We start from the raw sequence: 24,557 nt of genomic DNA, 5'->3' as shown, positions 1-24,557 counted from the left end.
GATAACCTCGTTGATAACCCCTAGACAAGCGCGGCGAACCAGCATGACAGCGGGCTTACCAACAGATTGCACAAAATTTAACCAGCGCATAAACCATTGATATAAAAGAAATTTTTGGTAACACGACGTAAGCGCCAGCCGCAGGGTCCGCACTTTGGGAAGAGATGCAGGGGGAGATGTGACAGCGCGCGAACAGTGGACAAGACACGGGGTCTGTCAAGGGCGACTTGGGGATAACATGCTTTTCTGCCGACACACAGGCTGTGCATAAGCCAGAATCAGGGACAAAAAAAACACACCCCGCAAGGTGTGCTTTTTTGTTGACTTCACGAGACCTGAAAGGTGACTCGAGATGTCTGAAGAGTGGCGTCCCATAGGGGGTTCGAACCCCTGTTACCGCCGTGAAAGGGCGGTGTCCTGGACCACTAGACGAATGGGACGCAGTCGCTTGAGAAACTTGGTGGAGCCTAGCGGGATCGAACCGCTGACCTCAACACTGCCAGTGTTGCGCTCTCCCAGCTGAGCTAAGGCCCCGTCTCTCAAGAACGAGGCGTATCTTACTGATAACCCTCGGGGTCGTCAACTTCTTTTTCACACAATTCTCATCGTGCTGCTGATCAGCAATGAAAGCGCTGTTCAGCGCCCTGCTGCAAGACATGGCCCCCATGACGACATACGTCACGGGGGCCATCATCTGCACATCGCAGACACCCTTGCAGGTCGCGATATTCTTACAGGTCGCGATATTCTTACAGGTCGCGATATTCCTTCTCGAAGCGCTTGGCGGCCTTCTTGGAGACGCCGCCCAGTACGGCCACGGCGTGACGCAGACGCGCGCGCGTCATGTCGGAGCCCAGAATGACCATCGCGTCCATCACCGAGGTGGAAGTCGCCGAGCCGGTCACCGCCACGAACACCGGTGCCAGGAAGTCCTTCATCTTGAGCCCGAAGTGCTCGGAGAGCAGCTTCACTTCCGCCAGCAGGTGCTCCTTGTCCCAGCGGCTCACGGCTTCAAGCTTCCAGGTCAGGAACTGCATCTGACGCACCAGGTCTTCGCCTTCCAGCTTCGCCTTGGCGAAGTCGTCCGGCGTGATGGCCGGCAGACCGGAGAAGAAGTGGCCGGCCAGCGGAATCGCCTCGGACAGCGTCTCGATGCGCGGCTTCACTTCCGGCAGGATCTGCTTGACGTAGGACTCGTTGAAGGCCCACTGACGCAGCTCGCTCAGCAGCTCGTCCTCGGACAGATCACGGATGTAGAGACCGTTCAGCCAGCTGAGCTTCTCGACATCGAATACCGGGCCACCCAGCGAGACACGCTGGATATCGAAGTGCTCCTGCATCTCGCTCAGGGTGAACTTCTCGCGCTCGTCCGGCATGGACCAGCCGAGACGACCGAGATAGTTGATCACCGCCGCCGGCAGGTAACCCATGCGACGGTAGTAGAGGATCGATGTCGGGTTCTTGCGCTTGGACAGCTTGGTCTTGTCCGGGTTGCGCAGCAGCGGCATGTGGCACAGTTCCGGCATCTGCCAGCCGAAGTATTCATACAGCAGCTGATGCTTGGGCGCCGAGTTGATCCACTCCTCGCCACGCAGCACGTGGGTGATCTCCATCAGGTGATCATCCACCACGTTGGCCAGGTGGTAGGTCGGCATGCCATCGGACTTGAGCAGGATCTGCGCATCGACCTGGGCCCACTCGACCTCGATCTCGCCGCGCAGCATGTCCTTGACCACACAGGTGCCGCTTTCCGGCACGTTCATGCGGATGACGAAGGGCGCGCCCGCCGCTTCACGACGTGCCACTTCTTCTGCCGGCAGCGCGAGATCGGACGGCTTGAGCGCCATGTGCAGACCTTCGGCCTTGCGCGACTCGCGCAGCTCGTCCAGCTCTTCACTGGTGCGATAGCACTTGAAGGCATGGCCGGCATCGATCAGCTGCTGGCAGTGCCTGGCGTAGATGTCGCCACGCTCACTCTGACGGTACGGGCCGTGCGGACCACCGACATCCGGGCCTTCGGCCCATTCGATGCCCAGCCAGCGCAGCGAGTCGAGGATCATCTGCTCGGATTCGCCGGTGGAACGCGTCTGATCGGTATCCTCGATACGCAGAATGAACTCGCCACCGTGCTGACGAGCGAAGCACTGGTTGAACAGGGCGATGTAGGCGGTGCCGACGTGGGGATCACCAGTCGGCGACGGTGCGATGCGCGTACGAACGGTCATGTGGAGTCCAGTAGTTCGAGAAGAGAGGGCAACAAGCGTCTCGGCAATGACTGACTGCCGGGCCGTGAAATCACGCTGCTGTCTCAGCAGCAAGTGCTGGGGCATATTATACGCAAGGTGAAGATGTGCGACAGTGCGTCGCCGTGTACCAACGCTCTCTCGGCGGTAAGCTTGCGCCAGATGCGTCATTCTCTGCCTTGAGACGTGACGCCAGCGCCTCCCTGCAACTATCTCTGCCACCACCGGCAGGAGCATGAATGCCCCGAACTGCCGCTGCACCCGATGTTTCACCCTCCCCCACCGATGCCACTGCATCGGCAGAATTCGTGCCACGCCGCTGGCTGGAGACACTGGCACGTGCCGGTGGCCGCTGGCCCCAGCTCGCCATCCTGTGCGCCCTGCTCTCGACGCTGGTGCTGCTCGCCCAGGCCTGGGCCATCGCACGCCTGGCCCAGGGCGTGGCGATCGACCGCGAAGGCCTGGCGACACTGTGGCCGGCCATCGCGGTGCTCGCCGCCAGTCTCTCGCTGCGCGGCGCGCTCACTGGCCTGCGTGGCTATGCCGGCACCCGCGCCAGTCAACAGATCCGCCGTCGCCTGCGCGAGCGACTGTTGCAGCGCTTCGCCGAACTCGGCCCGCTGTGGGTGCGTCGCCAGCATCGCGCCAGTCTCGCCAACCGCGTCTGGGACCAGGTCGAGTCACTGCACGGCTACTACGCCGACTTCCGCCCACAGACACGCCTCGCGGGGCTGATTCCGCTGATGCTGCTGTGCGTGGTGTTTCCGCTCAACTGGGCGGCCGGCCTGATTCTGGCCGCCACCGCACCACTGGTACCGATCTTCATGATTCTGGTCGGCATCGCGGCGCGCAAGCGCTCGCAGGAGCAGTTCCGGGAGATGGACCGCATGGGCCGCCACTTCATGGACCTGCTCACCGGCCTCAAGACCCTGAAGCTGTTCGGCAGCGCCAGACGCGGCCCCCAGGTCGAGGCGGTCAGCCATGCCTTTCGCAAGCGCACCATGCGCGTGCTGCGCCTGGCCTTCCTGTCCTCCACGGTGCTGGAATTCTTCACCGCGGTGTCCATCGCGCTGCTGGCGGTCTACCTCGGCTTCCACTTCCTCGGCCACCTGCAATTCGGCACCTGGGGCGACTCACCGCTGACCCTGCAGACCGCGCTCTTCATTCTGGTGCTGGCGCCCGAGTTCTATCAGCCGCTGCGCGAGCTGGGCGTGCACTATCACGCCAAGGCCGAGGCCGAGGCTGCCGCCAGTGATCTCGCCCCCATCGTCGGCAGTGCCCCCTTCACGCAAGAGGCCGAGGCTGGCGCACAGGCGCACAATGCCATCAGCGACCTGCCCGCGGCGCGCCCTCAGACCCGCAAGCTGCACTCGCTGATGCTGGAAGAGGTCTGTGTGCGCTATCCCAATCAGTGGAACCGCCAGACCAGCACGCTGACTCCGCCGGCGCTCGGCCCGCTGACCCTGCGGATCACCCAGGGCGAACGCGTCGCGCTGACCGGCGCCTCCGGTTCCGGCAAGTCGACGCTGCTCAATCTGCTGCTCGGCTTCGTCGCGGCCAGCGACGGCCTGCTGTATTTCAATGGCCATCCGCTGAGCCACGGCCTGCCGCCGGGCATGGCGACCTGGGTCGGTCAGGAGACGGTGGTCCTGTCCGGCACGCTGGCCGACAACCTGCGCCTGGCCAGGCCTCAGGCCAGCGACGCACAGCTCGAAGCGGCGCTGGACAATGCCGACCTGCTTGACTGGTACCAGCACCTGCCGCGCGGGCTCGAGACGCGTCTTGGCGAGGGCGGCCAGGCGCTGTCCGGCGGTCAGGCACGCCGCCTGTCTCTGGCCCGCGCCTTCTTGCATGACGCGCCGCTGGTGCTGCTGGATGAACCCACCGCCAGCCTGGACGCCGACAGCGAAGCGCGCGTGATCGCCGCGCTCAAGCGTCTCGGCGAGGGTCGCACCCTGCTGCTGCTGACCCACCGACCAGAGCTGCTGACGCTGTGCCAGCGCCTGATTCATCTGGACGATGGCCAGCTGGTGCAGGACCGCCCGCTCCCCCTCCCGACACCGCGAGGTGACGCATGAACCGCGCCATCCGCAAGCCCGCGCCTGACACGCCCGCGGCTGTCACAGCAAGTGAGCCAGCACTGGGTGAAGCGTATAGCGAGCAGCGCCCACGTCTGCGCGAACTGACGCCCTATCTGGCCTTGATGCGCGAGCATCGCGGCTGGCTAGGCATCGGCGCGCTGCTGGCGCTGATCACCCTGCTGGCCGCCACCGGTCTGCTGGCGCTGTCGGGTTGGTTTCTCTCCGCCACCGCCGTGGCCGGCTTGAGCGTCGCCGCCACCCAGGCCTTCAACTTCTTCACACCGGCGGCAGGCGTGCGCGGTCTGGCGCTGGCGCGCACCGCCGGACGCTATGGCGAGCGCGTCACCACCCACGAAGGCACGCTGCGTCTGCTGGCGAGCCTGCGCCGCCGCCTGTTCGAGGCCATCGAGCCGCTCTCCCCCGCCGCCCTGCAGCATGCCGGCCAGGGAGAGTTGATGACCCGCCTGGGCGCGGATGTCGACGCCCTCGACAGCCTCTACGTGCGCGTATTGATTCCCTCGCTGGTGGCGGTCTGCGCCATCCTCGCCGCCGGCACGCTGATCGGCATCTTCGCGCCGACATTGGCGCTGGTAGCAGTGATAGGACTGATGCTGACCGGCGGACTGGTGCCGTGGCTGGCCTGGTGGCGTGGCAGCCGTGACGCCATGCGGCATCAGTCCTCGGCCAGCCGCCTGCGCGCGCGCCTGCTGGAGCGCCTGCAGGGACTGGGCGAGCTGGTGATCTATGGACGCTGGAATGAAGAGCTTGAGCGCCTCGCCGAGCAACAGGCCGAGCGGGACCGCATCGAGCGCGCCCAGGCACGCCGTCAGGCACTGGCCAGCTGGCTGAGCCACAGTCTGCTGGGGCTGACGCTGGCCGGGGTGGCGCTACTCGGCGTCATGCAGATGGCGCCATATGCGAACACCGACATGACGACGCCTTCTGGAGAGCTGCTCGATGGTCGCCTGCTGGCACTGTTCCTGCTGGCCGTGCTCGGCGCTTTCGAGGCGCTGGCGCCACTGCCGCTGGCCTGGCAGGGGCTCGGTCGCTGTCTGTCGGCGGCCGCGCGCCTCAACAGCGTGCAGGCCAATACGCCGGCGGCTCAGTTCCCCAGTGACTGCGAGGCTGCCACGCCGGTGGGTCATGCATTGGAGATCGAGCAGCTGAGCGTCACCCACGGCGACACGCCGGTGCTTGAAGAGCTTTCCCTGACACTGGCCGCAGGCGAGCATCTGGCACTGCTCGGCCCGTCCGGCAGCGGCAAGAGCACCCTGCTGGACGTGCTCAGTCGCTTCCATATTCCCAGCGCCGGACGCATCACGCTGGGCGGCGTGGCGCTGGAATCACTCGATGAGGCCACGCTGCGCGCAAGCTTCGCGGTCTGCCCGCAGGACACGCATCTGTTCTGTGCCAGCTACGCCGACAACCTGCGCCTGGCCGCTCCCGAGGCCAGCGATGAAGCACTGACGCGCATGCTGGAAAGCCTTGGCCTCGGCGACTGGCTGGCCCGCCAGCCACAGGGGTTGGCCGGCTTCCCGGATGAAGGGGGGCGTTCATTGTCCGGTGGCCAGCTGCGCCGCTTCGGTGTGGCGCGTGCGCTGCTGTCACCGGCACCGATCGTGCTGCTCGATGAGCCCTGCGAAGGACTGGACCGCCCCAGCGCCGAGCAGGTGATGAGCGCGATTCTCGCCGCCTGCGAGGGCCGCAGCCTGATCATGATCACCCACCAGCCGCTGGGGCTGGAGCGCTTTGCGCGTCTGGCACTGCTGGAAGCGGGCCGCCTGCAGGAAGACGCCACCCCGACCACGCTGAGCCGCGATTCCCGCCTCGCCAGGCTGATGGAGCGCACTGCCTGACGACAGTCACATTCGGCCACTACAGAGGGAGACATGCATGGCAGACAGCAGACTGGAAGATCAGCCATTGGCGGCGGACACCTTCGCGCGCCTGCCACAGGGCTTCTGCGCACTGGTCACCGGTGCCAGCGGCGGGATCGGGCGGGCGCTGATCGCTGAGCTGCTCGCCCATCCCCACTGTGGAAAAGTGCTGGCGGTGAGTCGCGATGTCTCATGCCTTCCGGCACATCCCGAGCTCGAGGCGCTGGAGGCCGACCTGACCACCGAGCAAGGCACCGCGCGCCTCGAGGAGTGGCTGGCACAGCAACTGGATGGCGAGAGCGAGACGGGACAGCCACCGGCGCTGATACTCAACGCGCTGGGCCTGCTGCATGACGAGCGCGAGCAGCTATGGCCGGAGAAGCGCCTGGAGGATTTGAGCCTAGTGGCCCTGACGCGCCTGCATCAGGTCAACGCCTTCGCCCCGGCCCTGTTGCTGGGAATGCTGGCGCCACGCCTGCGCCGACGCACGCCGGTGATCTTCGCCTCGCTGTCGGCGCGGGTCGGCTCGATCTCCGACAACCGCAGCGGCGGCTGGTATGCCTATCGCGCCAGCAAGGCCAGCCACAACATGCTGCTCAAGACCGCCGCCATCGAGATCGCGCGGCGCAATCCCGAGGCGCTGCTGGTCGCGCTGCATCCCGGCACCACTGACACCGGCCTGTCGACGCCCTTCCAGGCCCGCGTGCCCGAGGGCAAACTGTTCACCACGGGCTTCGTGGCGCGCCGTCTGCTGCGCCTCGCCAGCGAGCTTCCGCCCACCGCCAGCGGCGGCTTCTACGACTGGGCCGGTCAGGCCATCGAGTGGTAACCCTCTCGGTAGAGGCAACGTCAGAGCTGAAGATGCTCCTGGAACCACTCGGTGATGAAATCGAGGTAGGCGCGGGTCTTGTCGGGCAGGTACTTGCGTGAGCGGAACAGCACCACCATCGAGCCATGCTCGTTCCAGTAGGGCTGCAGCAGCGGCACCAGTTCACCACTTTCCACTGCCGCGCGGGCCGAGAAGGTCGGCAGATAGGCGAGACCGAAGCCGGCCTTGGCCGCCTCCACCACGCCGAGCAGATTGTTGATCACCAGCCGCGACTCCGGCTCCACATCGAAGGGCTGACCATTGAGCGTGAAGCGCCAATGGGCCCCCAGGTCGTAATTGCCGTAGAAGATGGTATCGAAGGCGCGGATGTCCTGGGGCTGCACCGGCGGTGCATTGACGCGCGCCAGATAGTCCGGCGCCGCATACAGGCCATAGACCACCTTGCACAGCGGGCGCGAGACCATCGAGGAATCCGGCAGCGGCCCCATGCGAATCGCCAGATCCACCGATTCATCGATGGGCTCGAAGCGCTGATCCTCGAGCAGAATCTCGACGCTGACATCCGGGTAGCGGCGCATGAAGGCGGTGGTCGGCGCGGCCAGATACATGAAGCCGAACGACACCTGCGCCGACACCTTGAGCTGGCCCATCGGCTGCGAGGTGACGGACTGCACGCGGGCCTCGGCGGATTCCAGCTCCTCGCGGATGCGCAGGCCGTGCTCGTAGTAGATGCGCCCCGCCTCGGTGAGATGCAGCTTGCGGGTCGAGCGGTTGATCAGGCTGACGCCCAGCTGCTCTTCCAGTGCCGCCACCCGCTTGGACGCCAGCGACTTGGAAATTCCCAGTCGCCGTGCCGCCGCCGTGAAACTGGCCGCGCGCACGACTTCGACGAATACGCGCAATGCATCAAGTGTCGCCATGTGTCTCCCTTACCCTCGCTGTGCAACCGCCATGGCCCCCTGAACACGGCCAGACACCCCATCAATCTTCCAGGTTTCCATATTGGAAACCCTAGTTTTCGATTGTACGCGCTTATTCTCCAAAGCGCGGCACCCTATACTGTGCGCCACGAACATGCGGGAGCAGGCGCGCCGCGGCATCGGCCGCCTGCTCCCGGACTAGACCGACGACGGCCGGGCCTGCGTGGCGCAGCCCGACCGTCCAGGTTCGCGCTCAGGTAGTTGCACTGCTCATCCCACCGATTCCCGGTGACTGGTCTGCATGGCGACGCCCCCACGCGCGGTTTCGCTGTCGGCCCATCCCGGGCCTCGGTGGCGATCTTCAGTGTTGTAATGCAAGTTTCTTGTGCGCCTGGCCGTCTCACGACGCCAGGCGCTTTTTTATGCCTGTCTTCAGTGACTTACAGCCACTTCTTCCACTTGAAGAATAGATAGGTCGAGAGCGCCGATACCCCCATCAGGCACAGCGCGAAGGGATAGCCCCAGTCCTCGTCCAGCTCCGGCATCCAGTGGAAGTTCATGCCGTAGATGCTGGCGATCAAGGTCGGCGGCATGAAGACCACAGCAGCCACCGAGAAGATCTTGATGATGCGGCTCTGATCGAGGTTGGTGAAACCGATCGAGGCATCGAGCAGGAAGTTGACCTTGTCGAAGATGAAGGTGGTGTGCGGATTGAGCGAGTCGATGTCGCGCAGCATGTCGCGGATCTCCTGCCGTCGCGACTTCTGGCGTGGCGCCGAAGGCAGGTGGCGCGTCAGCTGACGCAGCAGGCGCTGACTGTCCAGCAGCGACTGGCGCACCTTGTCGTTGTAGCGCTCCTGCAACAGGATGCCGTGCAGGGTGTCTTCCAGCGCCTCGGGGTGCACCGCCTGCTTGCCCAGCGCCTCCAGCGCCCGGTAGATATCCTCGATCTCATCGGCCAGGTAATCGACCTTCATCGCCAGCAGCGCCAACAGCACCTCCCAGCCATCCTCCGGACTCAGCCGCTGGCGACGCAGGTGATTGCGGAACAGCCGCAGCAGGCCGATATCCTCGTGGCGCATGCTGATCAGCTGGCGCCCATGCAGATGGAAGGCGACGTTGGCCGTCTGCGGCTCGCGCCCCTTGCGATGAGGAAACAGCGAGACGACGTGGATGCCATCGCCTTCCAGGTAGAAGCGCGACGACGACTCGATCTCCTCCAGCTCCTCGACATCAGGCAGCTCCACCGTGAACTGTTCGCTCACCCAGCGCTTTTCCTGCTCATCCGGCTCACAGAGATCGATCCACAGCACATCGCTTCGCACCAGAATCGGTGGCGCCAGCTCGTCATCGGCCAGCAGCCCGGCATGCAGGGCAGCCGCCTCTTCTGCGCTATCCGCCAGGCGCGGCGGCGCATCGGGCTGGCCGGGCTGCGGGTCGGGCAACACGATATGTTCGCCGCGCAGGCGGCCATCATCGTGCAGTCGATAGAGTGTGATCATGATGACTTCCTCGAAAAGCCCCGCGGGTCGCGCCTGTGCACTGACTGATGACAATGACTGGCCGCAATGGCCAACCGTCTGAAAAGGCAGCGAAACCCGGGCGCCTTGGCGGCGTGGGAATAGGATGTCGTCATTCTAAACGAGATGGCGCGCCAGCGGAGGCCGAGCGACGGGGCGTATCAGGCATGAGCGCGAGGCCGCGTGCGAAAGATCGCCCGCAGGAGTGATTGAGCGAGTGATCGTGCGAGGATCGAGATAGCGCGCCAGAGCAGCGCCTGACGGCCAGACACGAAAAAAGGCGACCCGTGAGAGTCGCCCTAAGACCGTGACTAGCTTGATGAGGAGAAACCCGAACAGGGGCCTGACTCCGCTGTTCTGGCTACCGCATTCCATGGCGGGAAGCGATGAATCCAGATTATGCTCTCCAGCAGACGCCGTCAATACTAATGAGAAATATTTTCATTAACATTGAGTCAGCGTTTATCTCACGCGCCGCTGGCCTCCCCTCACCGGCTGACGTATCATGGCGCCAGAATATCAAGGTCGTGACTGGCCTGATGAGACGCTTGCCAGGGACCTGACATCCAAATCTGGTGAGCACGAAGCACCGCTCGACTCGCAAGCCTTCCTCCCTGTCATTGGCAGACGGAAAGCGAATGAATCGAGAAGCGCTTCCGGACGCCTCCCTCGCGCAAGCGAAGGAGGCGTCTTTTTTTGCGCATAAAAAAGCGGCCCCCCCGTAGGATGAGCCGCTGGCAAGGACCGTAAAACTGTCTGATGAGAAGCCTCCCGGACAGGGGCCTGACTCCGCTGGCCGGGACACCGCTACCCATGGCGGGGAAGCGATGACCCCAGAATATGACCCGCAGGCTCAGACGTCAACACTAATGAGAAATATTTTCATTAGCATTGGAGAGTCAGGCACTTGCCGTGCCTTCTCGCCTCAGCTTCAGCCCTGCTTGTGCCACTCGAACTTCTTGAACGGCTCGTCGATCGGCGTCTCGGCCAGGTGATTGGTGTAGTTGCTCATCACCTTCTGGGACAGGCCCAGAATCACTTCCAACACATTGCGCTTGGTATAACCGGCATCGAGGAAGGTCTGCACGGTAGCGTCATCGACGAAGCCACGCTCACGCACCACGGCCAGCGTGAAGGTACGCAGGGCTTCCAGACGCTCGGTCGGCAGCGGCGTCTCGTTGCGCAGCGCCTCGATGATGGCGTCATCCACCTTCATCGACTTGGCGATACCGGTATGCGCCGGCACACAGTAGTGGCAGTTGTGCTCGACGTTGATGGTCTGCCAGACGACGGTGGTCTCTTCATCATCGAAGCTGCTGTCGAGGAACAGCTGGTGCAGCACCTGGTAGCCTTCCAGCAGGCCCGGCGCTTCGGCCATCACGGCGTGCAGGCCCGGCACCATGCCGAAGGCTTCGACGGACTTGCCGAGCAGCGGCTTGCTTTCCTGCGGGGCATTGTCGGCGGTGTACAGCGTGAAATCTGTCATGAGAACTCCTTCGGAATGATGAGCGAGATGCGCGGAGCCTCAGGGGCGGGCTGCCAATCAGTGGCATGAAGCCTTGAGCAACGCCCCTGAGGATGCAGGGCAAGATATGAGCAAACGCTCAAAATAACGCCTGACCATCCGCTGCACTGCGTTGTCGGGGAACACACTAGCTGGATTTGAGCGATCATTCAAGTTAAACTTGAGTACTCACTCAATACCTTGCTCCTTGCAGACCGCCCGCTTCGCCAATCCGCGCGAAGACAGGCGTCACTCGCGAGCCCCATCGTCAGGACAGCCATGCCACGCGCGACCTTGCACAACCGCCAGGATTCCCTCGAACGGGCGCTCAATCTCTTCTGGCAGAAGGGCTTTCATGCCACTTCGCTGAAGGATATCGAGCACGCGCTCGACATGCGTCCCGGCAGCATCTACGCCACCTTCGGCAGCAAGGATGGCCTCTTCCAGGAAGCGCTGGACTGCTATTCCGCGCGCAGCCTGCGCGAGATGGAAAGCCTGATGGCCAGCCACGACTCGCCATTGACCGCCCTCGCCACCTATATCCGCAAGCTCGGCGGACTGCGCGACTGCGAAGTGCCGTCCCGCGCCTGCATGTTGGCCAAGAGCCTGCTGGAACTCGGCGAGCGCGAACAGGCCGCCCGCGACAAGGTCGAGATTCTGCTCGCCAACATGGAAGCCCGCTTCCGCCAGGCCTTCGCGGACGCCCGCGACGCCGGTGAGCTCATCGACCCCGAGCGCCCCGCGCACCAGCCGGAACGCCTCGGCCGTCGCCTGCAAGCCGAAGTCATGGGCCTGCGCGCCTACGCCCAGCGCGAAGGCGAAAGCGAAGCCGTCCGCCAGCTCGCCGAAGACATCGCCCAGGATATCGAGGCGCTGAAGGTCAACAACACGCATTGAGCCATGAGCGGCGCATTGGCTCGCGGCTCCCTCTGACTCGGCGCTTCGCATCACAAGCTGATAGAATCACCGCCCGCTTGTCTCGACAGCGCCTGCACCTGATGCTCCGATCCCTGCTCCCACACCAGCCGATATGACTGCCATGCCGATGACACCGATTGACCGCACCTTTTCCGTTGCGCCGATGATGGAATGGACGACCCGTGACTACCGCGCCTTCGCGCGCGTGTTGAGCCGTCGTACGCTGCTGTACACGGAGATGGTGACCACCGGGGCATTGCTGTTCAATCCGGACCGCGTGCGCTTCCTCGGTCACGACGAGACGGAGCATCCGCTGGCGTTGCAGCTGGGTGGCAGCGACCCGCAGGCGCTGGCCGAGTGCGCGGCGATCGCCGAGAGCTGGGGCTATGACGAGGTGAACCTGAATGTCGGCTGCCCGAGCGATCGCGTGCAGAACAACATGATCGGTGCCTGTCTGATGGGCCATCCGGAGCTGGTAGCCAAGTGCGTGGCGACGATGCAGGCGCAGGTGAAGATTCCGGTGACGGTGAAGTGTCGCATCGGGATCGATGATCAGGATGAGGACGCCGATCTCGAGCGCTTCATCACCACCGTGGCCGATGCCGGCTGCGACACCTTCAGCGTGCATGCGCGCAAGGCGTGGCTGCAGGGTCTGTCGCCGAAGGAGAACCGCGATGTGCCGCCGCTGAACTATGGCCGCGTGCACCGCCTCAAGCAGGCGCACCCATCCTTGCATATCGGCATCAACGGCGGCCTGAAGCTGATGGACGAACTGCACGAGCAGCTGGAGCACGTCGACAGCGTGATGGTCGGCCGTGAGGCGTACCACAACCCCTGGTTGCTGGCGACGGTGGACAGCGAGCTGTACGGCGAGGCCGAGAATCCGCACACCAGCCGCCACGATGCGCTGCGTGCCTTCCGCCCCTACATCGAGAAGCGTCTCGCCGAGGGCGTGCGCCTCAACCACATCAGCCGCCATCTACTGGGGCTGTTCCAGGGGCAGCCGGGCGGCCGCCAGTTCCGCCGTCATGTCTCCGAGAACGCCCACAAGCCGGGCGCGGGCATCGAGGTCATCGATGATGCCATGGCGCGCGTGCCGGAGCATCGGCCCGAGGCACAGGTCGAGCAGGCCTGATCGAGCTGGCCTGCTCGCGCCGCTTCTGCTGCCTCTTCTTCCCTCTCTCTTCTGCCCTCTCTCTTGAGAGCAGCGCTTTCAAAAAAACAGTCCCCCGACACCCGGCCCTCGCGCCGGGTGTCGCCGTCTTGGCAGTCAGCAAAGTGACGGCACTGCACTGGCAGGCGTGACACCAGACGCAACCCTGCGTCGCCATCTAAGCTAATAACCCCTTAAATACCAATAACATGCATGACTTTCGTTTGATTGTCTGACAAAGCTATCTCACGCAGAATGGCTGACCATACGGACAACAACCGGTCTCGACATCGTCACGCCATGCTTGCGTGAGGTCAGCCACACAACTGCTCCGTCATCGGCGATTCCTCCACAGTCCTCTTCTGCAGCCCTGTGGGCCGGTCCATGCAGTCCCGTCATCCGGGCTGCGCTGCTTCAGCTGACACTTCCTTCGAGGTTCCATGTCCACACACTCCCCTACCGGAGCCAACAGCCGTGAGCTGTTCGGACATCCGGCCGGACTCTATCTGCTGTTCTCCACGGAACTGTGGGAACGCTTCTCCTACTACGCCATGCGTGCCCTGCTGGTGCTCTATCTCACCGATGCCGTCACCAGTGGCAGTCTGGGCTGGAATCAGGGCGACGCCCTGCAGCTGTACGGCATCTTCACGGGCCTGGTATACATCACGCCGATGTTCGGCGGAGCACTGGCCGACAACTGGCTGGGCGCCCGCCGTGCGATCCTGATCGGGGGCCTGATCATGGCGGCCGGGCAATTCGTGCTCGCCGTGCCGCCGGCCATGAGCGGCCTCGACCCCGAGATGCTGCTGTATGTCGGCCTCGGCCTGCTGATCGTCGGCAACGGCCTGTTCAAGCCCAACATCTCCACGATGGTCGGCGACCTCTATCAACAGGGCGATCACCGCCGTGATGGCGCCTTCACCATCTTCTACATGGGCATCAACATCGGTGCGCTGCTGTCGGGCATCGTCGCGGGTTCCATGGCCGAAGGCTATGGCTGGAACGCCGGCTTCCTGGTGGCCGGTATCGGCATGCTGCTGGCGGTCGCCATCCAGCTCATCTTCGCGCCGCGCCATCTGGGTGACCTGGGGGTCGAACCCAGCGCCCGGCGTGAGGCACGCCTGAGCAAGAGCAACAACCGCAAGACACCGCTGAGCCGCGAAGAGCGTGACCGCATCAAGGTCATCATGGTGCTGGGCCTGTTCACCATCCTGTTCTGGGCCGGTTTCGAGCAGGGCGGCGGCCTGATGGCGCTGTATGCGCAGGACTACACCGACCGCATGCTGATGGGCTTTGAAGTGCCGGCGGCCTGGTTCCAGTCGCTCAATCCGCTGTTCATCATCCTGCTCTCGCCGCTGCTGGCGGGTCTGTGGACGCGCATGGACAACCGCGAGCCCAGCTCGCCGGTCAAGTTCGCCTTCGGCCTGATCGCCCTCGGCATCGGCTTCGTGTGCATGATCGGCGCAGTGCTGGAGCAGAAAGCCGCAGGCAGCGCCTCGATGATGTGGCTGGTCGGTGCCTTCTTCTTCCACACTCTCGGCGAGCTGTGCCTGTCGCCGGTGGGGCTGTCGATGGTTACCAAGCTGTCACCGGTGCGCATGGGCGCGCTGATGATGGGTGCCTGGTTCGCCTTCGTGGCGCTGGCCAACTATCTGGCCGGCATGATCGGCTCGCTGGTCGGCGAAGCTGGTGCCATGAGCGTGTTCGGTGGCATCGCCATCACCGGCGTGCTCGGCGGCCTGCTGTTGCTGGTGTTCGCCGGCAAGCTGGTGGACTGGATGCACGGCGCGGAAGCGCGTCATGACGGCCCGCTCGAGACCCAGACCAGTCACGGCTGAGTGCTCTGTGCCTGTCGTTTTCGACCCCACGAGATTCTCTGCTGCAACGCAAACGCCCCGCTCAATGAGCGGGGCGTTTGCGTTATCACTGCCAGCAACAGGGGCGTAAAGGGGCGTGATGCGCCTAGATGGAGTCCGGCTCGAACAGCTGCTGGAAGTTGTCGACGGCGCTCTCGGCATCGTCGATCGCATGGAAGCGCGCCACGTGGTAGAGCGCCTCGCCCTCGTTGGCCAGCGGCAGATTGGCCATGCCGATGATGATGCCATCCGCGGGTGACAGCACCTCGCTTTCGCTGTTGCCGAAGGGGTCGGCGACGATGCCCAGCACCTGATGCTTCTCGACGCGGTCCCCCAGGCCCACGCGGCTCTGGACGATGCCATCGATGGAGGCCCGCGCCCAGCTGGAGCCGTTGGACATCTCCACCGCACGCGAGCTGGGCTTGCGGTCGCGGTCCTTGGCCAGCATGCCGATGGAGCGCATCACGCGCTTCACGCCGCTGACCCCCGGGCGAATCGCCCACTCATCGAAGCGCAGCGCCTCACCGGCCTCATAGGTGATGACCGGCACGCCGCGCTCGCTGGCATAGGCACGCAGACTGCCCTCGCGCAGCTCGGCATTCAGCAGCACCGGTGCGCCGAAGGCATCCGCCATCTGACGCGTGGCATCACTGCCCGTCATGGTGGCGCGGATCTGCGGCAGGTTGGTGCGATGAATCGCGCCGGTGTGCAGGTCGATGATGTGGGTGGCCTGATCGGCGATCTGCTCACGGAACAGCGCCGCCACCCGCGAGCCCAGCGAGCCGCTCTCACTGCCCGGGAAGCAGCGGTTGAGGTCACGGCGGTCCGGCAGGTAGCGCGTGTGCTGCACGAAACCGAACACGTTGACGATAGGCACCGCGATCAGGGTGCCGCGCAGCCGCGCGAGGCTGGAACTCTTGAGCAGCCGCCGCACGATCTCGACGCCGTTGATCTCGTCACCGTGGATGGCACCGCACACCAGCAGCACCGGGCCGGGCTGGCGGCCATGCACCACCTCGACGGGGATGTGCAGCGGCGCATGGGTGTAGAGCTTGGCGACAGGCACATCGACCTGGGCCCGCGTTCCCGGCGCGATGCGGGTACCGCTGATTTCAAATGGAGCGCGTGACATCGCCACCTCAGAGATTGTTCGACCAACGAGCGGCAGGCACTGCGACATGCCCGCCAGATCAGGCTACTCACCCAGTGTCTCGAAAGAAAACACTGTGCGACATGCGCCTTTTAGCGCATTGGTGCGCCAAGGGAAAGACTTCATTGCAGCGTGTCGGGATGAAGCGCGGGCAGAATTGTTCAACAATGGGCCTTCACGACTCACCTTGCCCGCCCTCTCGACATGAGATGCCCGTGACCGATTTTCTCGATGCCCTGCTGACACTGCCCGATTACTCTGCGCTGGCCTGGAGCGCGATCATCTTCTCGACCTACCTGACCGGCATCTCCAAGGGCGGCTTCGCCGGTGGCTTCGGCTCGCTCTCGGTGCCGCTGATGGCGCTGGCCATCGGGCCGCTGGAAGCCGCCGGTATCCTGCTGCCGCTGTTGCTGGTGATGGACTTCCTGAGCTCTCGCGCCTGGTGGGGCAAGCAGCTGTGGTCGGAGGTGCGCATCATCCTGCCCAGCGCCGCCATCGGCATCGCGGTGGGCGTGGTGCTGTTCGATGAGCTGGACGAGAACATGATTCGCGGTCTGCTGGGTGTCATCTCGCTGCTGTTCGCCGCCTATATGCTGTTCAAACCGACAGCCAGGAAACCGCTGCCCCGCTGGCTGGCCATTCCTGCCGGGGCCACCGCCGGATTCACCAGCTTCTTCGCCCACGCCGGCGCTCCGCCCTACAACCTGTACATGATTCCGCGCCAGCACCCCAAGGAGACCTTCATCGCCACCACGGTGATCATCTTCGCTGGCATGAACCTGATGAAACTTGGCCCCTACGTTGCGCTGGGCGAGATCAACCTCACCAGCCTCTCCACCTCGCTGCTGCTGGTGCCGGTGGCCTGGGCGGGGGTCAGAAGCGGCCTGTGGCTGCAATCCCGCGTCAACGAGAAGCTGTTCTTCCGCCTGATCATCATCGCGATGGCGCTGGTGGGTGTGCAGTTGATCTACAAGGCCTGGGGCTGATGGCCACAAGCCCCATCACGGCCTGACGACCACTGCCGCCAGCCATTGAAAACTCCCGGTACGGCCCTTGAGGCCGAACGCTGGAAGCCCCCTTGAGAACGATCGAGACAACGCCATGACACACCACATCAGCTACTACCACGCCCATCTCTATTACACCGATGAGCAGAGCCTGGCCGCCGCTCGCGAACTGGCAGCCCAGGCCGAGCAGCGCTTCACGCTGCGCGTCGGGCGCTTCCATCAGCAGCCGGTCGGCCCGCACCCGCTGTGGAGCTGTCAGCTGTCCTTCCTGCCTGAGGAATTCGGGCGCATCATCCCATGGCTGGCACTCAACCGCGGCTCGCTGGACATCTTCGTGCACGCCGGTACCGGCGATGACCTCTTCGATCACACCCAGGGCGTGATGTGGCTGGGCAACTCGCATACGCTGAATCTCGCTGCCTTCGCCAGCGAGTGAGGCCGCGGCAAGCATTTAGCCCGCGGCAAGCATTTAGCCCGCGGCAAGCATTGAGGCCAGGGAAATGGTTGACGCCCACCGCGGGTCTGACACGCTATCATCGCCTGACACCACTGACTCAAGGATTCCCCCATGACGCGACTGCGCCGCCTTTCCTCTCGTGCTGCCCTGCTGGGTGTGATGGCCTCAGGCCTGCTGCTGGCCGGCTGTGATGACAACGAGGTCGGGGATGTCTCGCTGGGCCTGTTCACCACCAAGGACATCAAGATCGAGAGCCTGATCGACCCCAAGGTGCCGGGCGTGACCTGTCACCTGAGCAACATCGAGGCGGACCTCGACTTCTCCGATCCCTCCGACATGAGCATCGCCTGCCGCCAGACCGGCCCGATCACGGCGGAGATGATCGCCGACATCGACACCTCCAAGAGTGGCGAGGAGGTCTATCGCAAGTCCAAGAGCGTGCTGCTCAAGAGCCTCAAGATTCGTCGCATTCTGGATCGCGACTCCCAGAGCCTGCTCTATATCGCCTACAGCACCAAGGAAACCAGCGGCAGCTTCAAGCATGCGCTGAGCAGCGTGCCGCTGTGGGGCAGCGACGCCTGGCAGGCACCGGCAGCGCAGTGAGTCGCCTCGGCGCCTGAATCAAGCCCCGATTGATCAAGCGCCGACTCATCAAGTGCTGGCTCATCAAGTGCTGGCTCATCAAGCGAAAGCTTCACCATCATCCCTTGAAGTTGGGGGTCGTCGCTCCAAGGTCTTGTGCAACGGCTAGCCAGCCGGATTTTCATTCGCATGACGCAAAGGAGTGACACACGATGTCGAGCCCGGAGCACAAGCAGAAGATCTGGAAGCTGATCAAGGATGTGAAGGTCGGCATGTTGGTGACGCAAGGCGATGGCATGCCCCACGCCCGCCCGATGCACCTGGTGCAGGATGACTACGACGGCACCCTGTGGTTCTTCACCCGCGCCAGCGCCGAGAAGGTGTTTGAGGCCAAGAAGGACAGCGAGGTCTGCCTGAGCTTTTCCGATCAGGATGATGGCGTCTACGTGTCGCTGAGCGGTCATGCCAATCTGCACCGCGATCAGGGCCTGATCGACAAGTTCTGGAACCCGTTCGTGGCCGCCTGGTTCCCGGAAGGCAAGGATGACCCCGACGTCACCCTGCTGGAGATCTCGGTGCAATCCGGCGAGCACTGGAAGGCCAAGGAGAGCAAGGCCTATCAGCTCTACGAGGTGGCACGCGCCAACCTCGACAAGGACCACACCCCGGACATGGGCGAGAACGAGAAATTCGGCACGGTGTAAGCAGAAGCCCGAGCTCGTCATGGAGAGCTCTTTGCAGTGCCCGTGTGAGAGTCAACGCGCACGACCATGCCAGACACGACAACGCCAGCCCTCGGGCTGGCGTTGTCGTGTCTGGCAGCCTGCCGTTTCCAGCAGGCCTGTCATCGGTGGTGAGGATTCAGGTCAGCGAACGCCTCAGGCCTTCATGTCGAGCACGATGCGCCCCTCGATCTTGCCGTCGATCATGCGCCCGAAGATGTCGTTGATGTCCTCGAGTTTGCCGGTCTGCACGGTGGCGGCGACCTTGCCTTCCGCGGCGAAGTCCAGCGCCTCCTGCAGGTCCTGACGAGTGCCGACGATGGAGCCACGCACCGTGATGCCATTGAGCACGGTGGAGAAGATCGGCAGCGGGAAGTCGCCCGGCGGCAGGCCGTTTAGCACCAGGGTGCCGCCACGGCGCAGCATGTTCTGGGCCTGATCGAAGGCCTTGGGCGACACCGCCGTCACCAGCGCCCCATGCGCGCCGCCGATGTCGCGCTTGATGACGCTCGCCGGGTCTTCCTTCATGGCATTGACGGTCACGGTCGCGCCCAGACGGCGGGCCAGTTCCAGCTTGGCATCATCCACATCCACCGCCGCCACGTTCAGACCCATGGCACGCGCATACTGCACCGCCATGTGTCCCAGCCCGCCGATGCCCGAGATCACCACCCACTGTCCGGGGCGGGTGTCGGTCATCTTGAGGCCCTTGTAGACCGTGACCCCGGCGCACAGCACCGGCGCGATCTCCACGAAGCCCACGCTGTCCGGCAGGCGGCCGACATAGCCGGCGTCCGCCAGCGTGAACTGGGCAAAGCCGCCATTCACCGAGTAGCCGGTATTCTGCTGGCTCTCGCACAGCGTCTCCCAACCGCCCAGACAATGCTCGCAGTGTCCGCAGGCCGAGTAGAGCCAGGGCACCCCGACACGGTCGCCTTCCTTGACGTGGGTGACGCCCTCGCCCACCGCAGCGATGGTGCCGACGCCTTCATGGCCGGGAATGAACGGCGGATTGGGTTTCACCGGCCAGTCGCCATGCGCGGCGTGCAGGTCGGTATGACAGACCCCGGAGGCGGCGACCTCGACCAGAATCTCGCCACGTCCCGGGCGCGGTACCGCGACCTCCTCGATCACCAGCGGTGCACCGAATTCACGTACCACGGCGGCTTTCATGCTGTTATCCATGACGTACTCCTCATCCATTGAAGACTGACGAACATTCAAGAAAGACGGACATTCAAGACAGACGAACCAGCAGAGTTGCGGTGGAGAGTGTGGGCTTGCGCCTGCATGCGCCAGCGCCCATGCCAGCGTTTTTCCAGCGCCCGAGCCTGCGCTCATACCAGTGCAAAGCTTGCCTCTCCATTGAAACCGGACGCAGCGCTCCCTGCCCTGCGCCAGATCAAGCAATCGGATCTGGCGCGGGCATCGTTGTCATTTTCTCAAGCGAGAATCGCGGGAGGCATGCAGCACCACCAGTCGCGGTGGCGCTGCCAGTCAGGCCTAGAAGAAGCCGAGCGGATTGATGTCGTAGCTGACCAGCAGGTTCTTGGTCTGCTGGTAGTGCTCCAGTGCCATCTTGTGGGTCTCGCGACCGACACCGGATTTCTTGTAGCCACCGAAGGCGGCATGGGCGGGATACTGGTGGTAGCAGTTGGTCCACACGCGACCGGCCTGGATGCCGCGCCCCATGCGGAAGGCGACGTTCATGTCGCGGCTCCAGACACCGGCGCCGAGACCGAATTCGGTGTCATTGGCGATGGCCAGTGCCTCGGCCTCGTCACGGAAGGTGGTGACGGCCACCACCGGCCCGAAGATCTCCTCCTGGAAGACACGCATCGAGTTGTTGCCCTTGAGCAGGGTCGGCTGGATGTAATAGCCGTTGGCCAGCTCGTTCTCCAGCTGCTCGCTGCTGCCGCCGGTGAGCACCTCGGCGCCTTCCTCGCGGGCGACATCCATGTAGGACATGATCTTGTCGAACTGCTCGCGGGAAGCCTGGGCGCCGACCTGTACGTCGGTGTCCAGCGGGTTGCCGCGCTTGATGGTCTTCACGCGCTCCATCACCCGGGCCATGAAGTCGTCGTAGATGCTTTCCTGGATCAGGGCGCGTGACGGGCAGGTGCATACCTCGCCCTGATTGAAGAACGCCAGCACCAGGCCTTCGGCGGCCTTGTCGATGAACTCGGGTTCGGCATTCATGATGTCGGCGAAGTAGATGTTGGGCGACTTGCCGCCCAGCTCCACCGTGGAGGGGATGATGCTGTCGGCGGCGCACTTGAGAATGTGCGAGCCCACGGGGGTGGAGCCGGTGAAGGCGATCTTGGCGATGCGCTTGCTGGTGGCCAGCGCCTGACCGGCCTCGGCCCCGTAGCCATTGACGATATTGAGCACGCCCGCCGGCAGCAGGTCATTGATCAGCTCCGCGAGCACCAGAATCGAGGCCGGGGTCTGCTCCGCCGGCTTGAGCACCACGCAGTTGCCGGCCGCCAGCGCCGGGCCGAGCTTCCAGGCCGCCATCAGGATCGGGAAGTTCCACGGGATGATCTGCCCGACCACGCCCAGCGGCTCATGGAAGTGGTAGGAAACGGTATTGGCATCGATATCCGCCGCGGTGCCTTCCTGGGAGCGCAGGCAACCGGCGAAGTAACGGAAGTGATCCGCCGCCAGCGGGATATCGGCGTTGAGCGTCTCGCGCACCGCCTTGCCGTTGTCCCAGGTCTCGGCGACGGCCAGCATCTCGAGGTTCTGCTCGATGCGATCCGCGATCTTGAGCAGGATGTTGGAGCGCTCCTGCACCGAGGTCTTGCCCCAGGCAGCGGCTGCCTTGTGGGCGGCGTCCAGCGCGAGGTCGATATCCTCCGCACTCGAACGCGGGATACGGCAGAAGGCCTCGCCCGTCACCGGGCTGACATTGTCGAAGTACTCACCCTTCACCGGCTCGACGAAGCGACCGCCGATATAGTTGCCGTAGATATCCTTGAACGTGACCAGCGCATCGGCGCTGCCCGGGGAGGCGTAGATCATGGCGAACTCCTGTTGGCCGGATTCACGAGTGGCGCTCGTGATCGACGGCCTGTTGTTGTCATTGCTGCACAGTCGTTGTCGTTACTGAAAAATCGTTGTCGTTGCTGAAAAGTCGTTGTCGTGTCAGCGAAACGCCTGGGTTGGCTCTACTTCAGTGGCCCCATTGGCGTTGACCCGCTGCCCGCTCTATCAAGCGGTACTTGATCAGGCGACTCTCACAGTCTTGACCACCGGCGCCAATCGCGACATGCCCCCATGGGCGGAGACCGTCTCATCCCTTGGGAGGAGAAAAGGAAGGAGAAACGAACGCCGCCATACCGCGAAGGCCGCAAGGCACGACACCACGCCATGACGTTATGCTCAGGGTAGCTATGATCAGCAAGGTCATGATCAGCAAGGTCATGATCAGGATCGTCATGCTCAGGATATCGCCCGCCACCGGCCAGGAGCCTCCATGTACCGTCTGTTGATCGCGGATGACCATCCGCTGTTCCGTGATGCCATCAGTCGTACCCTGAGCCTGAGCGTCGCCGATGACCCCACGCCGCCCTACGAGCTGCTGCAGGCCGCCAGTCTCGCCGAGACGCTCAGCCTCATCGACGTGCATGCCGATAGCCTCGACCTGCTGCTGCTGGATCTCGACCTGCCCGATAGCCACGGCCTGGAAGGCCTGACGCGCTTGCGCCAGGAAGCAGACTGGCTGCCGGTAGCGATTCTCTCTGCCCACGAGGCACGCGAGACGGTGCTGGAAGCCTTGGCACTCGGCGCGGTCGGCTATCTCTCCAAGTCGAGCTCGGCGGAGGTATTGCGCGAGGCGCTTGCGCGCATGCTGGCCGGTGAGGTCTATGTGCCCGCCCGCCTGATGCGCGCCGCCCCGCGCCCGGCGCTGGCGAGCCAGGCGGCTTCCTCACCCTCACCCTCATCAGCCTCGGCATCGGCCCCAGCGCCATCGCCAGCGCCTCAACTCGCGACGAGCCTCAGCGAGGCGGAATTCGCGCAGCGCTGGCAGACCCTCACCACCAAGCAGCGCGGCGTGCTGGAGCGCATGGTGCTGGGCGAATCCAACAAGATGATCGCCTGGCAGCTGGGCGTGGCGGAGACCACCGTCAAGTCGCATGTCTCCGCCATCCTGCACAAGCTGGGGGTGGCCAGCCGGGTACAGGCGATTCTGCTGGCCAGCCACGCCCTGCCTGCCGTGTCAGGCGCGAGTGCGCCCCCTGCCTCTCCACAACGCGCAACGCCCCGCCGGGGCGCTCACGAATGAGGCACACAGCGGGGCGTTGCGAGGGCCTGCCACCGGCAGGGCTTTTACCTCTCACAGGGGCATGGGAACTGGGGCGTAAAGCATGGAGCCTACATCAGCTCGCCGACCAGCACATAGCCATTGAGCAGGATGATGATCGCCGCGACCAGCACCCCGATGGCCGTCACCCAGTGACGATTGACCAGGTCTCCCATCAGGCGGCGGTTGGCGGTGAATATCAACAGCGGCACCAGCGCAAAGGGAATCCCGAAGCTGAGTACCACCTGGCTTGCGACCAGCACCTGCTGCTCCGGCAACTCCATCAGGATGATGGCGATGGCGGGCGCCATGGTGATCACGCGGCGCAGCCACATCGGGATGCGGAAGTTGACGAAGCCCTGCATCACCACCTGACCGGACAGGGTGCCGACGATGGACGAGGACAGCCCCGCCAGCAGCAGCGTGAAGCCGAAGATGAGACTCGCCGCATCCTGACCCATCAGCGGCGACAGCAGCTTGTAGCTCTCGGTGATGGAGGCCACGCCGGTCTCGCCGTTGCCGTGGAAGACCTTGGCGGCCAGCACCAGCATCGCCATGTTGATCAGCCCCGCCAGCGCCATGCCGATGATGACATCCAGCCGGTAGTAGCCCATCACGCGACGACGCTGACCGCTGTCACGCACCCGGATGCGATTCTGGGACAGTGCGGAATGCAGGTAGATGACGTGGGGCATCACGGTGGCACCGAGGATACCGGCCGCCAGGAAGATGGCATGGCTATCCGGGAAGTTCGGGGTCAGCAGACCGTAGATGATCGGCTCCACCGGCGGACGACTGAGAATGATCTCGAGCAGGAAACCCGCCGAGACCGCCAGAATCATCGCGCCGATGATCATTTCCATCATGCGGAAGCCGAAACGCTGCATCACCAGCACCGCATAGGTGATGGCGCCGGTCAGCAGCGCCCCTTCCAGCATGCTGAGCCCGAACAGCAGATTGAAGGCTAGCGCCGCCCCCAGGAATTCGGCCAGATCTGTCGCGATGGCGACGATCTCCGCCTGCACCCAGAAGGCCCACACCACCGGACGCGGGAAGCGTTCACGGATGACCTCGGCCAGATTCTTGCCGGTCGCCAGCCCCAGCCGCGCGGACAGGGTCTGGATCAACATCGCCATCAGGTTGGCCCACAGCACCACCCACAGCAGGGTGTAGCCATAGTGGGAGCCGGCCTCGATGTTGGTCGCGAAGTTGCCCGGGTCGATATAGGCCACGGCGGCGATCATCGCCGGGCCGAGGAATGGCAAGGCGCGGCGCAGGCGGCCAGCGAGGCGGACAGGGGAAGCTGTGTGCGCACTACCGGCAGCAGAGGCGTCGCCTTCGCTGCCCAGTGACATGCTTGCGGCATGACGTACGGATTTATCGGACATGACATTCAGCATGGGGGGAAAACCTGCCAGATCAATGACCCGCG

19 protein-coding genes and 2 tRNA genes are annotated in these 24,557 nt (G+C 64.1%); 11 read left to right on the top strand and 10 right to left on the bottom strand.

Translation table 11 applies throughout. The annotated features are described in order from the left end of the window. Window positions 1-364 precede the first annotated feature (364 nt). From QD208_RS01465 to gltX, 3 genes are all read right to left on the bottom strand, one after another. Window positions 365-440, bottom strand: a tRNA-Glu gene (locus QD208_RS01465). Between the two features lie 18 nt (window positions 441-458). Then, window positions 459-534: transfer RNA gene (locus QD208_RS01460), tRNA-Ala, on the bottom strand. 215 nt (window positions 535-749) lie between these two features. Continuing rightward, window positions 750-2,225, bottom strand: a complete 1,476-nt coding sequence (gene gltX / locus QD208_RS01455) for a glutamate--tRNA ligase (RefSeq protein ID WP_043333111.1) — start codon at window positions 2,223-2,225, stop codon at window positions 750-752. A gap of 257 nt (window positions 2,226-2,482) precedes the next feature. Between gltX and cydD the strand changes: the two genes are divergently transcribed. Genes cydD through QD208_RS01440 form a run of 3 tightly spaced genes read left to right on the top strand, consistent with a single transcriptional unit; the run spans window position 2,483 to window position 7,030 of the window. Further along, a complete protein-coding gene (gene cydD, locus QD208_RS01450) occupies window positions 2,483-4,321 on the top strand; it encodes a thiol reductant ABC exporter subunit CydD (protein WP_279835386.1) in 1,839 nt (612 codons plus the stop codon). After that, a complete protein-coding gene (cydC, locus tag QD208_RS01445) occupies window positions 4,318-6,180 on the top strand; it encodes a thiol reductant ABC exporter subunit CydC (RefSeq protein ID WP_279835385.1) in 1,863 nt (620 codons plus the stop codon). Before cydD ends, cydC begins: the two co-directional genes overlap by 4 nt. Window positions 6,181-6,217: 37 nt before the next feature. Then, entirely contained in the window at window positions 6,218-7,030 is an 813-nt protein-coding gene (locus QD208_RS01440) for an SDR family NAD(P)-dependent oxidoreductase (protein ID WP_279835384.1), read from the top strand. Window positions 7,031-7,050: 20 nt separating this feature from the next. On the opposite strand, the gene QD208_RS01435 is transcribed toward QD208_RS01440, so the two are convergent. The 3 genes from QD208_RS01435 to QD208_RS01425 all read right to left on the bottom strand — a co-directional run bounded on the left by QD208_RS01435 (window position 7,051) and on the right by QD208_RS01425 (window position 10,956). Beyond that, window positions 7,051-7,950 carry a LysR family transcriptional regulator gene (locus tag QD208_RS01435; protein ID WP_043333112.1) on the bottom strand — a complete coding sequence of 300 codons (900 nt, stop codon included), beginning with the start codon at window positions 7,948-7,950 and terminating at the stop codon, window positions 7,051-7,053. Window positions 7,951-8,390: 440 nt separating this feature from the next. Then, window positions 8,391-9,452 carry a magnesium/cobalt transporter CorA gene (gene corA / locus QD208_RS01430; protein ID WP_084589333.1) on the bottom strand — a complete coding sequence of 354 codons (1,062 nt, stop codon included), beginning with the start codon at window positions 9,450-9,452 and terminating at the stop codon, window positions 8,391-8,393. Between the two features lie 949 nt (window positions 9,453-10,401). Next, a complete protein-coding gene (locus tag QD208_RS01425) occupies window positions 10,402-10,956 on the bottom strand; it encodes a carboxymuconolactone decarboxylase family protein (protein WP_213113502.1) in 555 nt (184 codons plus the stop codon). A 297-nt stretch (window positions 10,957-11,253) separates the two neighbouring features. On the opposite strand from QD208_RS01425, the gene QD208_RS01420 reads away from it, so the two are divergent. The 3 genes from QD208_RS01420 (at window position 11,254) to QD208_RS01410 (ending at window position 14,883) form a co-directional block, all read left to right on the top strand. Then, window positions 11,254-11,871, top strand: a complete 618-nt coding sequence (locus QD208_RS01420) for a helix-turn-helix domain containing protein (protein ID WP_279835382.1) — start codon at window positions 11,254-11,256, stop codon at window positions 11,869-11,871. A gap of 148 nt (window positions 11,872-12,019) precedes the next feature. Beyond that, window positions 12,020-13,027: a tRNA dihydrouridine(20/20a) synthase DusA gene (dusA, locus tag QD208_RS01415; RefSeq protein ID WP_279835381.1), complete on the top strand. Its 1,008-nt coding sequence runs from the start codon at window positions 12,020-12,022 to the stop codon at window positions 13,025-13,027. Between the two features lie 458 nt (window positions 13,028-13,485). Beyond that, window positions 13,486-14,883: a peptide MFS transporter gene (locus tag QD208_RS01410; protein ID WP_279835379.1), complete on the top strand. Its 1,398-nt coding sequence runs from the start codon at window positions 13,486-13,488 to the stop codon at window positions 14,881-14,883. Window positions 14,884-15,007: 124 nt separating this feature from the next. Here QD208_RS01410 and QD208_RS01405 read toward each other — a convergent pair whose 3' ends face one another. Continuing rightward, window positions 15,008-16,033 carry a succinylglutamate desuccinylase/aspartoacylase family protein gene (locus QD208_RS01405; protein ID WP_216060074.1) on the bottom strand — a complete coding sequence of 342 codons (1,026 nt, stop codon included), beginning with the start codon at window positions 16,031-16,033 and terminating at the stop codon, window positions 15,008-15,010. A 233-nt stretch (window positions 16,034-16,266) separates the two neighbouring features. Here QD208_RS01405 and QD208_RS01400 point away from each other — a divergent pair, with 233 nt between their 5' ends. From QD208_RS01400 to QD208_RS01385, 4 genes are all read left to right on the top strand, one after another. Beyond that, the gene (locus QD208_RS01400; RefSeq protein ID WP_279835378.1) at window positions 16,267-17,037 is read left to right on the top strand and encodes a sulfite exporter TauE/SafE family protein; all 771 of its coding nucleotides are present in this window, start codon (window positions 16,267-16,269) and stop codon (window positions 17,035-17,037) included. Window positions 17,038-17,152: 115 nt separating this feature from the next. Beyond that, on the top strand, window positions 17,153-17,494 hold the full coding sequence (locus QD208_RS01395) for a DOPA 4,5-dioxygenase family protein (RefSeq protein WP_043333117.1): 342 nt from the start codon (window positions 17,153-17,155) through the stop codon (window positions 17,492-17,494). Between the two features lie 132 nt (window positions 17,495-17,626). Then, entirely contained in the window at window positions 17,627-18,118 is a 492-nt protein-coding gene (locus tag QD208_RS01390; protein ID WP_131431280.1) for a CreA family protein, read from the top strand. A 191-nt stretch (window positions 18,119-18,309) separates the two neighbouring features. Then, the gene (locus QD208_RS01385) at window positions 18,310-18,801 is read left to right on the top strand and encodes a pyridoxamine 5'-phosphate oxidase family protein (RefSeq protein ID WP_054555360.1); all 492 of its coding nucleotides are present in this window, start codon (window positions 18,310-18,312) and stop codon (window positions 18,799-18,801) included. Between the two features lie 174 nt (window positions 18,802-18,975). Here QD208_RS01385 and adhP read toward each other — a convergent pair whose 3' ends face one another. After that, a complete protein-coding gene (adhP, locus tag QD208_RS01380) occupies window positions 18,976-20,004 on the bottom strand; it encodes an alcohol dehydrogenase AdhP (RefSeq protein ID WP_215823830.1) in 1,029 nt (342 codons plus the stop codon). Between the two features lie 318 nt (window positions 20,005-20,322). After that, the gene (locus tag QD208_RS01375) at window positions 20,323-21,843 is read right to left on the bottom strand and encodes an aldehyde dehydrogenase family protein (protein WP_043333120.1); all 1,521 of its coding nucleotides are present in this window, start codon (window positions 21,841-21,843) and stop codon (window positions 20,323-20,325) included. Window positions 21,844-22,297: 454 nt separating this feature from the next. Between QD208_RS01375 and QD208_RS01370 the strand changes: the two genes are divergently transcribed. Beyond that, window positions 22,298-23,107, top strand: coding sequence for a response regulator transcription factor (locus QD208_RS01370; RefSeq protein WP_279835375.1), 810 nt, complete (start codon window positions 22,298-22,300; stop codon window positions 23,105-23,107). Window positions 23,108-23,196: 89 nt separating this feature from the next. Here QD208_RS01370 and QD208_RS01365 read toward each other — a convergent pair whose 3' ends face one another. Further along, a complete protein-coding gene (locus tag QD208_RS01365) occupies window positions 23,197-24,513 on the bottom strand; it encodes an Nramp family divalent metal transporter (protein WP_279835374.1) in 1,317 nt (438 codons plus the stop codon). Window positions 24,514-24,557: the final 44 nt, after the last annotated feature.

The organism is Cobetia sp. 29-18-1 (assembly GCF_029846405.1).
Classification (GTDB): Bacteria; Pseudomonadota; Gammaproteobacteria; order Pseudomonadales; family Halomonadaceae; genus Cobetia; species Cobetia amphilecti.
This window is presented reverse-complemented; position numbering and strand designations above follow the sequence as displayed.